At 60.0% G+C, this 13,904-nt stretch carries 12 protein-coding genes; 5 read left to right on the plus strand and 7 right to left on the minus strand.

What is annotated here, in order from left to right; genetic code table 11:
- Positions 1-197 precede the first annotated feature (197 nt).
- The 5 genes from ELH03_RS14070 to ELH03_RS14090 all read right to left on the minus strand — a co-directional run bounded on the left by ELH03_RS14070 (position 198) and on the right by ELH03_RS14090 (position 6,956).
- The gene (locus ELH03_RS14070) at positions 198-1,130 is read right to left on the minus strand and encodes an adenylate/guanylate cyclase domain-containing protein (RefSeq protein WP_128400043.1); all 933 of its coding nucleotides are present in this window, start codon (positions 1,128-1,130) and stop codon (positions 198-200) included.
- A 161-nt stretch (positions 1,131-1,291) separates the two neighbouring features.
- On the minus strand, positions 1,292-2,842 hold the full coding sequence (locus tag ELH03_RS14075; protein WP_128400044.1) for a SpoVR family protein: 1,551 nt from the start codon (positions 2,840-2,842) through the stop codon (positions 1,292-1,294).
- Complete coding sequence (locus tag ELH03_RS14080) at positions 2,839-4,113, minus strand: YeaH/YhbH family protein (RefSeq protein WP_128400045.1); 1,275 nt, start codon at positions 4,111-4,113, stop codon at positions 2,839-2,841. The genes ELH03_RS14075 and ELH03_RS14080 overlap by 4 nt, the downstream gene beginning before the upstream one ends.
- 12 nt (positions 4,114-4,125) lie before the next feature.
- Positions 4,126-6,069, minus strand: coding sequence for a PrkA family serine protein kinase (locus ELH03_RS14085; protein WP_018242831.1), 1,944 nt, complete (start codon positions 6,067-6,069; stop codon positions 4,126-4,128).
- A gap of 410 nt (positions 6,070-6,479) precedes the next feature.
- Positions 6,480-6,956, minus strand: a complete 477-nt coding sequence (locus ELH03_RS14090; RefSeq protein WP_128411003.1) for a VOC family protein — start codon at positions 6,954-6,956, stop codon at positions 6,480-6,482.
- Positions 6,957-7,201: 245 nt separating this feature from the next.
- On the opposite strand from ELH03_RS14090, the gene ELH03_RS14095 reads away from it, so the two are divergent.
- Positions 7,202-9,679 (plus strand): ATP-dependent helicase, encoded by a 2,478-nt coding sequence (locus ELH03_RS14095; RefSeq protein ID WP_130766430.1) that lies wholly within the window; start codon positions 7,202-7,204, stop codon positions 9,677-9,679.
- A gap of 27 nt (positions 9,680-9,706) precedes the next feature.
- On the opposite strand, the gene ELH03_RS14100 is transcribed toward ELH03_RS14095, so the two are convergent.
- Positions 9,707-10,054: a hypothetical protein gene (locus tag ELH03_RS14100; protein WP_128400048.1), complete on the minus strand. Its 348-nt coding sequence runs from the start codon at positions 10,052-10,054 to the stop codon at positions 9,707-9,709.
- A gap of 398 nt (positions 10,055-10,452) precedes the next feature.
- On the opposite strand from ELH03_RS14100, the gene ELH03_RS14105 reads away from it, so the two are divergent.
- From ELH03_RS14105 to ELH03_RS14115, 3 genes are all read left to right on the plus strand, one after another.
- Positions 10,453-10,947: an EF-hand domain-containing protein gene (locus ELH03_RS14105; protein WP_128400049.1), complete on the plus strand. Its 495-nt coding sequence runs from the start codon at positions 10,453-10,455 to the stop codon at positions 10,945-10,947.
- A gap of 336 nt (positions 10,948-11,283) precedes the next feature.
- On the plus strand, positions 11,284-11,910 hold the full coding sequence (gene pncA, locus ELH03_RS14110) for a bifunctional nicotinamidase/pyrazinamidase (protein WP_128400050.1): 627 nt from the start codon (positions 11,284-11,286) through the stop codon (positions 11,908-11,910).
- Positions 11,911-12,008: 98 nt separating this feature from the next.
- Positions 12,009-12,674, plus strand: coding sequence for a dihydrofolate reductase family protein (locus ELH03_RS14115; RefSeq protein ID WP_128411005.1), 666 nt, complete (start codon positions 12,009-12,011; stop codon positions 12,672-12,674).
- A gap of 100 nt (positions 12,675-12,774) precedes the next feature.
- Here ELH03_RS14115 and ELH03_RS14120 read toward each other — a convergent pair whose 3' ends face one another.
- The gene (locus ELH03_RS14120; protein WP_105008197.1) at positions 12,775-13,038 is read right to left on the minus strand and encodes a DUF2164 domain-containing protein; all 264 of its coding nucleotides are present in this window, start codon (positions 13,036-13,038) and stop codon (positions 12,775-12,777) included.
- 133 nt (positions 13,039-13,171) lie between these two features.
- On the opposite strand from ELH03_RS14120, the gene ELH03_RS14125 reads away from it, so the two are divergent.
- Entirely contained in the window at positions 13,172-13,903 is a 732-nt protein-coding gene (locus ELH03_RS14125) for an AzlC family ABC transporter permease (RefSeq protein WP_105006755.1), read from the plus strand.
- The last annotated feature ends 1 nt before the right edge of the window (position 13,904 follow it).

Raw genomic sequence — 13,904 nt, forward strand, 5'->3', positions numbered from 1 at the left:
CGTCTGATGCGACAATATCGCGCGTTTACAGCTTACCGGCAAGCATAAGCAGCCGGCATTACCGATTTGTAATATCAGCAAAGAATGGAAATAACCCGACCGCTCACTTTTGCTTGAACGAACACTCGCTCATGTCTTTGAACCGCCGATTTCGGGCAAGATATCGCACAAAATCTTTGACGATGCGGGTTGGATGTCTATCGGCGCATCGACCACCGGAGGCCCATCGCGGCCGCAATCCCCAGCATCGGCCACATCGCCCAGAACTGCCCCGTCCAGGTGAAGAGGTTGATGCCGGCAATGCCGAGCGCCACGATCGCCAGCGAGGTGATCTTGCGGTTGAACAGTGTCTGGTCGCGGTTCCATGCGAGCGCCGCAAGCACGGCGAGCGCGAGCACGGGAAAGCGCGCCCAGAAAACGCCCTGCCATGACAGCAGATTGATGCCGATCAGAACGGCAGCGATGACGGCGAGCACGCCGTACAGCCTGCGTCCGCGCGGTGCCGGCCTTGCCTCGGAGATTGCCGCCGCCATAACCGCTGCCGGCTGAGGCTGAAGCTGCGGAGGCGCGGGGCCGGATCGTTCGACAGGCGGCGTCGCGTCCCTGGCATCGCCGATCTTCACCGCGTAGCTCGGCACGCCTTCATCGACATTCTTCACCATCAATGGTCCGAGAAACTCGAAGCCGACCGCTACCTTGTTGCGGACCTGATCGTAGACGGTGCTTGATATGACGATGCCGCCGGCCGCAGCCGAAGCCTGCAGCCGCGCCGCAATATTGACGCCGTCACCATAGATGTCGTCGCCTTCGACGATCACGTCGCCCAGATTGATGCCGATACGAAAGAGCATGCGCCCGTCGGCCGGACGGCGGGCGTTGAAGCCCGCGAGTTCGTTCTGGGTGTCGACTGCCGCGCGCACCGCTTCGACCACGCTCGGGAAATCGGCGATCAGCCCATCGCCCCAGGTATTGATAACGCGGCCGCCATGGCTTTCGATGAGGCGCCCCATCGCCTCTCGGCAGCGCTTCAGGCTCGCAAGCGTGCCCTCCTCGTCAGCGCCCATCAGCCGAGTATAGTCCTGCACGTCAGCACAAAAGATCGTCGTCAGCTTGCGCCGCGTTTCACTCATGGTCTCTCGTCTCCGCGCTATCCGCCCCCGGGAAAGATCGCTGCAAAGGCTGAAACTGGTCGAGATCAAGTGGGCGATTGCAACAGCGGTAAACTACTAAGGCTTTGTGTTTGTTGCCACCGATAATTGTTCACGTTATCGCCCGTCAGCACAACAGGTGATTATTGAACGATCTTGCGCGGGCTCGCCGTGTGTTCTCTCGCCACCGTGCTGGAACTGTCGATTTCCTGAAGCAATACGTCATAGCCCCAGAGATCGGCGAGATGCTGCAGGACGAGCTTCGTGTCATTTTCCTGAAGATAGCAGCCATTCATCATGATGTGTTGCAGCAACAGCCGGCGGTCGCCGGCGAGATCGACATCGACGATATCGATTGCGGGATCGGTCCAGCCGATATCATATTCGCGGGAGAGCTGGCGGCGGATGCGCAAGTATCCACGCTCATTATGGATCGCCGAAACCAGCACCCCCTCGGTCTGTTCAGGATCGTCGTAGAGATGGAACAGCCGCAGCTGCCGGATAAGGTTCGGGCTCAGGAACTGGCTGATGAAGCTCTCGTCCCGGTAATTGGCCCAGATATCGCGCAAGACCGCCATCGCATCGCCTCGTCCAGCGATATCGGAAAACCATGTGCGGTCCTCTTCCGTCGGCGTCGTGACGATCCTCTCGATATCCTGCATCATCGCAAAACCAAGCGCATAGGGGTTGAAACCCGAGAACCGCCGATCGTCGTAGCTCGGCTGAAACACGACGTTAGCGTGCGACTTCAGGAATTCGAGGAAGTTTCCGTCGCTGATCTGCCCCCGCTCGTGAAGCCGGTTCATGATCTGGTAGTGGACGAAAGTGGCGGTTCCCTCGTTCATTACCTTGGTCTGCCGCTGGGGATGGAAATATTGCGCGACGTGGCGGACGATGCGAAGGATCTCGCGCTGCCACGGCTGCAGCCGCGGCGCCGATTTTTCAAGAAAGTAAAGGATGTTGTCCTGCGGAAGACCGAGGGCGGCGCGGCGCTTTTCCAGGCCGATGTCACCCGCCTTGCGGGCCTTGCCGACCGGAACCGTGCGCCATAGGTCGTTGAACATCTGCTCCTCGTGGGCGCGGCGCTCCTGCTGCCGCTTCTCCTCCTGGCGAAGATCGATCGTGGTCTTGCCCGCGTATCGATGTACCCCGTGCGACATCAACGCATGGGCTGCGTCGAGTGTGCGCTCGACGGCCGTCTCGCCGTAACGCTCCTCACAGCGGGTGATATACCCCTTGGCGAAATCGAGGTAATCGAGGATGCCCTCCGCATCGGTCCAGAGCTTGAAGAGGTAGTTGTTCTTGAAGAAGTGGTTGTGGCCGAAGGCCGCATGCGCGGTGACGAGCGTCTGCATCGTCGCCGTGTTCTCTTCCATCAGGTAGGAGATACACGGAGAGCTGTTGATGACGATCTCATAGGCAAGGTCGCGCATCCCGCGGCGGTAGAAGGTTTCGTGATGCGCGAAGTGTTTGCCGAAAGACCAATGACGGTAAAACAGAGGCATGCCGGTCGAGGAATAGGCATCCAGCATCTGCTCCGAGGTGATGACTTCGATCTGGTTCGGGTAGACGTCGAGGCCGAGTTCGTTAAGTGCAATGTCCTCGCAGGCGTCGTGGATGCGCTGGAGTGTTGAAAAGTCCCAGTCGGCACCCTCGAACAAAAGCCGCTCTCTTGGTCTCATCGTCGTGGTCATGGCGTCACCTTCGACTGTGCGTCACGTTTCTGGAAGAGATCATGGAAAACAGGGAAAATTTCGTTTCGCCGGCAGACCTTGCGCATCGAAAGCGGCTGAAGCTCGGAACGGATCCCGTCATAAAGCATCCAAAGTGGTGAGCGGGATATTGAGGAGTCGCCGCCTTCCTCGCCGACCTCGATATAGGCGAAATACTGGCACAGCGGCAAAATCTCGCGCAGCAGTTGCCCGCTCAGGTTTCCGTCGGAATGGGCGTTGTCGCCGTCCGAAGCCTGAGCACCATAGATATTCCATTCTGCCGGATCGAAACGCGCCGCGATGATCGCCCGCATTGCCGCAAGGGCGCTGGAGACCAGCGTGCCGCCCGTCGCCGGACCATAGAAGAAGGTTTCCTCGTCGACTTCCTCGGCTTTGTCGGTATGGCGGATGAAGACGATCTCCACTTTCTTGTAGCGCTTCGACAGGAAGAGGTAGAGCAGCAGGTAGAACCGCTTCGCCAGGTCCTTCATGTGTTCCGACATGGAACCGGAGACGTCCATCAAGCAGAACATCACCGCCTTCGCCACAGGCTTCGGCTCGTTTTCGAAGCGGCGATACCGCACGTCAAGCGGATCGATATAGGGAATGCGCCGGCTTTTTTCCGTCAGGGATTTGAGTTTTGCCTCAAGCGCCAGACGGGCCTCGTCGTCCTCGCATTCCTCGATCTGGCGCTGCAGGGCCTCGATCTCTTCGCGACGCGGGCGGCCAAGCGCGACACGGCGCATCATCGCGAGCCTCGTCGTACGACCGACGGCGATGTTGGATGGCGATCCCGACACGGAATAGCCGGCACGGAAGGGAGTTTCCTCCTCAGTTTCGGCCAGACGCCGCTTGGCAAGGTCGGGCAGTTCCAGATCGTCCAGGAACACATCGAGGAATTCCTCGCGCGTCAGCACAAAACGGAAGCCGTCTTCGCCGTCGCCTTCGCCCGCATTCTTGGGTTTTCCGCCCCGGCTCCCCGGCGGACGCGGAAGAATGTCGCCTTCGACGAAGGCCCTGTTTCCCGGCAGGATGTGATCGCGGATGCCGCCGTCGCCCCTTCGCAAGCTCGGTTCGGCCATTCCATCGATCGGCAGGCTGATTTCCCCGCCGTCGAGCACATCGCGAATGTTCCGGTTTTGCAGAGAACGTTTTACCGCCTGCTGCACGGCGCCTTTCATGCGCCGAAGAAACCGTTGCCGATTTTCCAGACTTTTACCGCGCGGATTTAGCCGACGGTCGACAATGTGCATATTGGCTCCACATTAACTTGCCTGTTTGACGCGCATGTACCATTCGACGAGGCGCCGAACCTGCCTCTCCGTGTAGCCCCGCGCAGCCATGCGCGAGACAAACTCGCTGTGTTTCTTTTCTGTTTCCGAATCCTTCTTCGAACCAAAGGAAATGACCGGCAAAAGATCCTCGACCTGCGAGAACATTCGCTTCTCGATGACTTCCCGGATCTTCTCGTAGCTCGTCCATGACGGATTCTTTCCGCCGTTGGCTGCCCGCGATCTCAAGCAGAACTTGACGATTTCGTTGCGGAAATCCTTCGGATTGGCGATTCCCGCCGGCTTTTCGATTTTCGTCAGTTCCTGGTTGAGGAGCTCGCGATCGAGAAGCTGGCCGGTATCGGGATCCTTGAAGTCCACGTCTTCGATCCAGGCATCGGCATAATCCACGTAGCGGTCGAACAGATTCTGTCCGTAATCCGCATAGGACTCAAGATAGGCCTTCTGAATCTCATTGCCAATGAACTCTGCGTAACGTGGTGCAAGATCGGCCTTGATGAACTCCAGATATCGCTTCTCGACATCGTCGGAAAACTGCTCTCGACGGATCGACTGCTCCAGCACATACATCAGATGAACCGGATCGGCGCCGATATCCGTGGTGTCGTGATTGAAGGTGGAGGCGAGCACCTTGAAGGCGAAGCGGGTCGATATGCCGTCCATGCCTTCGTCGATGCCGGCGGCATCCCGATATTCCTGGACACTGCGGGCGCGCGGATCCGTCTCCTTCAGGCTCTCGCCGTCATAGGTACGCATCTTCGAGAAGTACGTCGAATTCTCATGTTTGCGCAGACGCGAAAGCACGGAGAAGCGGGCCAGCATTTCGAGCGTCGCGGGGGCGCATGGCGCATCGGCCAGTTCCGATCCCTCGATCAGCTTTTCGTAGATCTTCTGTTCCTCCGTGACGCGCAGGCAATAGGGCACCTTGATCACGCAAATACGGTCGATGAAGGCCTCGTTGTTCTTGTTGGCCTTGAAGGTTTGCCATTCCGCTTCGTTCGAATGCGCAAGGACGATACCGGAGAAGGGTATGGCGCCAATATTCTCGGAGCCGATATAGTTCCCCTCCTGCGTCGCCGTCAGCAGCGGATGCAGCATCTTGATCGGCGCCTTGAACATCTCGACGAACTCGAGCACGCCCTGATTGGCGCGGTTGAGGCCGCCCGAATAGCTGTAGGCATCGGGATCGTTCTGGGAATAGGTCTCCAGCTTGCGAATATCGACCTTGCCGACCAGCGACGAGATATCCTGATTGTTCTCGTCTCCAGGCTCGGTCTTGGCGATGGCGATCTGGCGCAACCGCGAAGGCTGTACCCTGACGACGCGGAAGCGGGAAATATCGCCCCCGAAATCATCGAGCCGCTTCAGGCACCACGGGCTCATCAATCCGCTCAGGCGTCGCAGGGGAATGCCGTATTGCTCCTGCAGGAGCGATCCCATCGTGTCCGGGTCGAACAGGTTGAGCGGACTTTCGAAAACGGGGCTGATCTCGTCACCCGCCTTCAGCACGTAGATCGGATGAAGCTCCATCAGTAGCTTCAGCCGCTCCGCCAGCGATGACTTGCCGCCGCCGACCGGGCCGAGCAGATAGAGGATCTGCTTGCGCTCCTCGAGCCCCTGCGCCGCGTGCCGGAAGAAGGAAACGATGCGTTCGATTGTCTCTTCCATGCCGTGGAAGCCGACAAAGGCCGGATAGATCCGGATGGTCCGGTTCATGAATATCCGACCGAGGCGCGTGTCCCTGGCGGTGTCGACCATCTGCGGTTCGCCTATCGCGGCGAGCAGGCGCTCGGTCGCATTGGCATAGGCAAGCGGTTCCTTTTTGCAAAGGTCGAGATACTCCGCGATCGACATATCGGTTTCGCGACGCGCATCATAGGTGCGGGTGAACGCATCAAATACGGATTCACTCAGCATGGGCCCTCCATTCAAGGTTAATGCCACAGGCTCTAGGTCGTCATACCAAGGAGATGGACACGACATTCCTAAGAATCAATAGTTTCGCAGGTATATTCCACGCTCACCGGCTGTTTCTGGCAATGCACAAAAACGTGCATGCACCGGTTATTTTTTTACTCTGCGAAACTGTTCCTTATTGTAGTTGAGAAGGGGGCCATCGCGGTATCAGCACATTTCGCGACGTGACAGAAAGATGAAAAAGGTGTGCAATGTCGCCCGTGATTCGAGCACTGGAGAAATCGACGATTGGCAGCCAATCTGCGCAAAGTCGATGCAGGACAGCGTGTGCCGATCCGCTCCAGACATGATGGAAACGGACGCATCGCGACTATGCGCCCGTCATCGTGATCATGCGCTACCGGCGCGACTCAGCCGTTGAATGCCTTCTCCAGCGCGGCGACATCGATCTTGACCATGCCAAGCATCACTTCGGTTACGCGCCTGGCCCGCTCGCGGTTCCTGTCGGCGATCATTTCGGACAGCATGCGCGGCACGATCTGCCAGGAGAGACCCCAGCGGTCCTTCAGCCAGCCGCAGGCCTCCGGCGTGCCGCCATTGGCGAGGAATGCCTCCCATATCCGATCGAGCTCGGCCTGGCTTTCCACGAGAATCGCGATCGAGAAGGAATGGTTGAAGCTATCGAGCGGGCCGGCCTTCATCGCCAGGAAGGCCTGGTCGGCGAGCGTGAACTCGATCAGTTCGACACTGCCGGGAGGCCCGCTCGGCGTTTCCGCCGGCAAAATGGTGGTGCGGCCAATCCTGGAGTCCGGGATAACAGACACATAGAATTCGACGGCTTCGCGTGCTTCCTCGGCGAACCAGAGATTTGAAACGACCTTCGGCATGAAACGGCTCCTTGTTGACGGTGTTGATCCGGACTGCTGTCCGATGACCCAAGGACGCCCCACCGGCGCCGGTTCCGACAGGCCGCGTTCCGAAATTTTAGCCCCGCTCGCCCGCGTGACGACCATAGCCGCGCTCTGCGGCGGCATTGCTGCCCGCAACCTACCGCCCGGGATAGCGGCGGCTCGGGAATGAAAGCAGAACATCTTTTCTGGTCTTTCCCTCCCGAATCACTACATTACGCGCCATGAGCAATAGTTTCGACGATATGCCCTTCTTCGACGAAGAGCCGGGCGAGATGGCGCGCAAGCCGCAGCCGCCTGCCGCACCCGCCGAAAGGGCGCCCGTCGCCGGTGGCGGCATCGCGGCGCGCGCCATGGCGGCTCGTGACGGCGGCAAGCGGGATTACCTCGCCGGGCTGAACCCCGAACAGACCGAAGCCGTTGAAACGTTGGAGGGCCCCGTCCTCGTGCTCGCCGGCGCCGGCACCGGCAAGACGCGTGTACTGACGACCCGCATTGCCCATATCCTCAACACCGGCCGTGCCTTCCCCTCGCAGATCCTCGCCGTCACCTTCACCAACAAGGCGGCCCGCGAGATGAAGGAGCGCATCGCGCTGCTCGTCGGTGGCGCCGTCGAAGGCATGCCCTGGCTCGGCACTTTCCATTCGATCGGCGTCAAACTTCTACGCCGCCACGGCGAGCTCGTCGGCCTGCGCTCCGATTTCACCATTCTCGATACCGACGACGTCGTCCGCCTGATCAAGCAGTTGATCCAGGCCGAAGGCCTCGACGACAAGCGCTGGCCGGCCAAGCAGTTCGCCGGCATGATCGACACCTGGAAGAACAAGGGTCTCGGCCCCGCCGATATCCCCGAGGGCGACGCCCGCGCCTTTGCCAATGGCCGCGGCCGCGATCTCTATTTTGCCTATCAGGCGCGCCTGACGACGCTGAACGCCTGCGACTTCGGCGACCTGCTGATGCATCCGATCGCGATCTTCCGCAAGAACCCGGATCTCTTGAAGGAATATCACGGCCGCTTCCGCTATATCCTCGTCGACGAGTATCAGGATACCAACACCGCCCAGTACATGTGGCTCAGGCTTCTCGCCCAACGCCCCAAGGGCGAACCGCAGAACGTCTGCTGCGTCGGCGACGACGATCAGTCGATCTATGGCTGGCGCGGCGCGGAGGTCGACAATATCCTGCGCTTCGAAAAGGATTTCCCCGGCGCCAAGGTCATCAAGCTTGAGCGCAACTACCGTTCGACCGAACATATTCTCGGCGCCGCTGCCCATCTGATCGCCCATAATGAGGGCCGCCTCGGCAAGACGCTGTTCACCGACCGCTCCGATCCCGACGACGCCAAGGTGCAGGTCCACGCCTCCTGGGATTCGGAGGAGGAAGCCCGCGCCATCGGCGAGGAGATCGAGCAGCTCCAGCGCGGCAAGCATCTGCTGAACGACATGGCGATCCTCGTGCGCGCTTCCTTCCAGATGCGCGAATTCGAAGACCGCTTCGTCACCCTCGGCCTCAATTACCGTGTCATCGGCGGCCCGCGCTTCTACGAGCGCCTGGAAATCCGCGATGCCATGGCCTATTTTCGCCTGGTCGCTCAAGCCTCCGACGACCTCGCCTTCGAACGCATCATCAACACGCCGAAGCGCGGCCTCGGCGACACGACGGTACGTGCGCTGCACGACTATGCCCGCGCCCGCGATATACCAATGCTTGCGGCGGCGGCCGACATCATCGAGACGGACGAGCTGAAGCCGAAGGCGCGAAAGGCGCTCTTCGACGTGATTCAATCTTTCCGCCGATGGCAGGAACTGCTTGAAAACACGCCGCATACCGAACTTGCCGAGCAGATCCTCGAAGAGTCCGGCTATACCGACATGTGGAAGAACGACAAGAGCGCCGAAGCCCCCGGCCGCCTTGAAAACCTCAAGGAACTGATCCGCTCGATGGAAAGCTTCGAGTCGATGCGCGGCTTCCTCGAACACGTCTCGCTGGTGATGGATGCCGAGACCAACGAGAACCTCGACGCCGTGTCGATCATGACGCTGCATTCGGCCAAGGGCCTGGAATTCGACACCGTCTTCCTGCCCGGCTGGGAGGAAGGCCTCTTCCCGCACCAGCGCTCGCTGGATGAGAGTGGCCGCGCCGGCTTGGAGGAGGAACGCCGCCTCGCCTATGTCGGCATCACCCGCGCCAAGCACCGCTGCCACATCTGGTTCGTCTCCAACCGCCGCATCCATGGTCTCTGGCAATCGACCCTGCCCTCGCGTTTCCTCGACGAACTGCCAGTCACCCATGTCGAGGTCGCCGAAATGGAGCAGAGCTACGGCGGGTACGGCCGCGGCGGCTACGGCCAGTCCCGCTTCGACAAGGCCGAACCCTTCGCCAACTCCTATTCCACTCCCGGCTGGAAACGCGCCCAGGCCAACAAGACCGATGCCACACGCGACAATTGGGGCACCCGCTCCGGCCACGCCGTCGAACGTATCGGCTACGGCGAAAGCGGCCCCAAGGGGCGCACGATCGAAGGCGAGCTGGTGGCGAAATCGACCTCATCGGAACCGTCGAGGTTCACGCTCGGCGACCGCGTGTTCCACCTGAAATTCGGCAACGGCAACATCACCGGCATCGAAGGCAACAAGCTGACGATCGAGTTCGACCGGGCCGGACAGAAGCGGGTCTTGGACGGGTTCGTCGAGCGCGTGTGACCTCGCATCAACACGGCGCGAAAACCTTCACCCGAGCATCCGCATCCTTCCGAGCCCGAGAATATCGTTGATCAGGGCAATGCCGATTCCAGTGGCGACGATTCCCAATCCGATCAGGAAGAGCCGGCGAGATCGGTCATATTTGGTGGCAAACAGGGAGTCCCGCGCCAGCAGATCGGCAAAGACTTTCACCTGGACGGCGATGCCCACGGTCAGGAACAGCATCGGCGGAATATCGATGCGGCTCCAGTCATTGGGGTTGGAGACCCAGACACTGATGAAATTGAGCGAGAAACCGAGGATGATACCGGCCGCCGTCAGCGACCCGTTGCGGAACGTCGCATCAATTTTCTCGTCTGGATCGGGCTCGGACATGGCGTCGGTTCCGGCTTGCTGCTGAGGCAAGAAAGGCAGAAATCGCGGCAGGGAGCAAGATCGACCTAGCATAGCGCTTCGGGAAGGCGGACGAAATGCCGCAGCGGCGGAGAGCAGGTATATCGCCCATCGCCCTTCCGCAAGCCGCGCCGGCGCGATCCCCTGCTATCGCAGGCATGTGCTTCCGCTCGCCGGAATCCACCGGTCGCCAAAAAAAGCCAATAATTCCAATGAAACAGTTTTGGTAACCGAAAGGTTAACGTGCGTCGCCCCGCGCCGTCAATCGCACTTCTACCCTGTCAAAACGTCGCTTTGACGCTTTGCGCAAATCAGCTTAGCCCAAGGCTGCCCGCCCATGAAAGGCAGGCTTCACGACGAACTTTTCAAAGGAGGTTCAAGTGACTAGTGTTTCATCTCTCGGCAGTACAGTGACCCAGTACCAGTCTCCGCTTTCCAGCCTCGACAAGAATGGCGACGGTGTCATTTCGGCGGACGAGTTGGCCGCCGCCTCGCAGTCCTCGACATCGGGCACGACGTCGACCGACAGCGACAGCAGCACCGATATCGTCAAGAAGATCACCGCCGATATCCTGTCGCTGATGCTGTCCATGCAGAAGACTGACAGCAGCGACGATCAGGGCGACGGCAGCGATCAGAGCGACGACGATTCCAAGGGCGTCTTCGCAGCGATGGATACGAATGGCGACGGCAAGTTGACCGAGTCCGAATTCCTCGCCGCCGATCCGAACAGCATCAAGACTTCAGGTGATAGCGATCCGCTCCTCACCAAGGTGCTGAGCGATATGCAGACGGCCCTTCAGGCCTACCGCAATACCTACGGCGCTTCCGCCGCAGCAGGTGATTCCGCAGCCGACGACGTGGCGGCGGTCTAGCTGGCCGAGATCCGGGCTCTGCCGGGGGAGCCTCGATCCATGATGCCGCACGAAAGCGTCCTACGCAGGCAGATCGATTTGCCGGTAATTGCCACCGTCGCGGGCCGTGTCTGCGATCCGGAAATCATGCACGAGCCGTCCCTTCCCTCCGTTCCATTTCAACACGAGAACCGCCGCCAGCTATCGCAATGATTGCATTAGAGCATTCTGTTTCGACGACTTACTACCGCTAGTGCCAGAATTAACACTTGCGCGTCCGCGCCTGGAAATCCACTAGTTGATCCATTCAGTGTGCTTGGCGTCTTACACTGCAATAAAGCGAAGGGATTGGCCTTGATGAAAGCGCTGCTGCTCGTCGATATTCAGAACGGCTTCTGTCCGGGAGGCAATCTGCCGGTGCCGGACGGCGACAAGGTGGTTCCCATCGCAAACAGACTGATCGACAGCGGCAAATACGATTTGATCGTCGCCTCGCAGGACTGGCATCCGCCTGGCCACGGCAGCTTTGCCTCCGCCCATCCTGGCGCCGCCCCCTTCGAGATGGGGGAACTGTCGGGCAAACCGCAGATGATGTGGCCCGACCACTGCATTCAGGGTACGCTTGATGCCGAACTGCATCCCGAGCTCAAATCCGAAGAGATCGACCTGATCCAGCAGAAGGGCGAGAATCCCTATATCGACAGCTATTCGGCCTTCCGCGACAATGACCGCGACGCCTCGACCGGCCTTTCAGATTTCCTCGAGGACCAGGGTGTCACCGACCTAGACGTCTGCGGACTGGCAACCGACTATTGCGTCAAATTCTCTGCGCTCGACGCGCTGGAGATGATGCCTGGTGTCCGCGTGCGCTTCATCAAGGATGCAAGCCGCGGCATCACACCCGAAGGCGTCGCCGCCGCCATCGAGGAAATGCGGGCTCATGGCATCGCGATCATCGACAGCGCCAAGGTCCTGGCCGGCTAGTTCAGCTCGGATAACGCCCGAAAAATCGCATCGAATGTCGGATCGGTGCAAGTCAATCCGTCCTTGGCTCTGAACGCACCAACAATGGGAGTTGAGAGATGAGAAAGTTAGTTGCTGCCGCCTTCATGAGTTTGGACGGCGTCATGCAGGCGCCGGGCGGGCCGCGGGAGGATCCGACCGGCGGCTTCACTCAGGGCGGCTGGACCGTCAACTATTGGGACGAGCCAATGGGCGAGTTCATGGGCGGGATCTTTACCGATCCCTTCGAACTGCTGCTAGGCCGCAAGACCTACGAAATCTTCGCCGCGCACTGGCCCTTCGTCGGGAAAGACGATCCGATCGGCAAAGTCTTCAACGCCGTGACCAAATATGTCGCGACCACTTCCACAGAGCCGCTCACCTGGGCAAATTCCGTCGCCCTGCGCGGCGATGCAGCTGCCGAAATCGCCCGGTTGAAGCAGCAGGATGGCCCCGCCCTCCTGACACAGGGCAGCAGCGGCCTGTTGCAGACCCTATTGGCGCATGACCTGATCGACGAGTTCCGGCTTCTGACTTTCCCGCTCGTGCTTGGCCCGGGCAAGCGCCTGTTCGGTCAAGGCGCCAAGCCGGAGGCGCTGAAGCTCACCGCCAACACGGTGTCGACGACAGGCGTCATCATGAGCGTCTACGAGCTCGCCGGCGCAGTCAAGACAGGCACGTTCGAACTGGCGCAGCCCTCGGAGGCCGAAATCGCCCGCCGGGAGCGGATGAAGCGCGAAGGCTGAATGCCTCTGCGTTCTGCGATTACGGGCCGCGATGCCACCGCGTCCCGTTATGGGCTGCAGCGCCGCGCGCCCTTTTTATTGCGCAAGGAACGCCGTAAGCCTATGCAGCAGTGCCCTTGTTCTTGTCGTCTCGCTCCAGCAGATAGATGTCCTCGGCTAGGTCCTCCATCTTCCTCAGAAGCGCCGCATGCGCATCGCGAAGGCCCTGATTGTAATAATGGGCGCCGATCTCGTCCGCGAAGAAATCGAGCAGGAACTCCGCCGGCAGCACGCCGATCGGCTGGTCAAGCTCAGCCTCGAAATAGCGGCGAATGCTGGCAACGATCGTCGCCTTCGCCTCCTTCGAAAATTCGATCTTCTTCATCATTGCCTCTTTGCCGAATGCGATCGGGACTTTGATGGTTCAGCAAAATCGATTGGTCAATCAAGGAAATTCAATTGCCGTTGCAAGCCATAGACCATAAGGGGAAACCTGAATTCCAACAGGACAAGATCGTATGAATCGCGCCGACTTTGTTGAAGGTTTGCGGGGTGGCTCCGCCGTTGCGCTGGCATCGGCGCCCTTTGGCGCTCTCTTCGGAGCGCTTGCGGTCGAAAACGGCTTGTCGCTCTCCGAAACCGCCTTCATGAGCGCCACCGTCTATGCCGGCGCCAGCCAGATGGTCGGCATCGAACTCTTCGGTCACAATGTCCACGCCTGGCTGATCGTGCTGTCGATCCTCGCCGTCAATTTCCGCCACGTGCTCTATTCGGCGGCGCTGGCGCGCTACATCGGCCATTTCACGCCGGTGCAGAAATTCTTCACCTTTTTCCTGCTCGTCGATCCGCAATTCGCCGAAGCGGTAAAACGCGGCGAGTCCGGCCGGCAACTCACCTTCGCCTGGTATTTCGGCTTCGCCATCATCATCTACATTCCCTGGGTGCTGATCAGCGTCGCCGGCGGCATGCTCGGCGGCTTCATTGGCGATCCCAAGGCCATCGGCCTCGACATCCTGCTGCCGGCTTATTTCCTCGGCATCGTCCTCGGCTTCCGCAAGCGAGACAATTTCCTGCCGGTGGCGCTCGTCAGCGCGGTGGCTTCCGTGCTCGCCTACCGCTATGTCGGCTCGCCCTGGCATGTCAGCCTCGGCGCCGCCGCCGGCATCGTGCTCGCCGCCGTGCTGCCTTTGCCGCTGCAAGAGCCTGATCTCGAAGCCGACGCCCTTCAATCCGAAGTGCACGAGGTCTGAG

This window comes from Rhizobium beringeri, from assembly GCF_004306515.1.
In the GTDB taxonomy this organism is placed as follows: Bacteria; Pseudomonadota; Alphaproteobacteria; order Rhizobiales; family Rhizobiaceae; genus Rhizobium; species Rhizobium beringeri.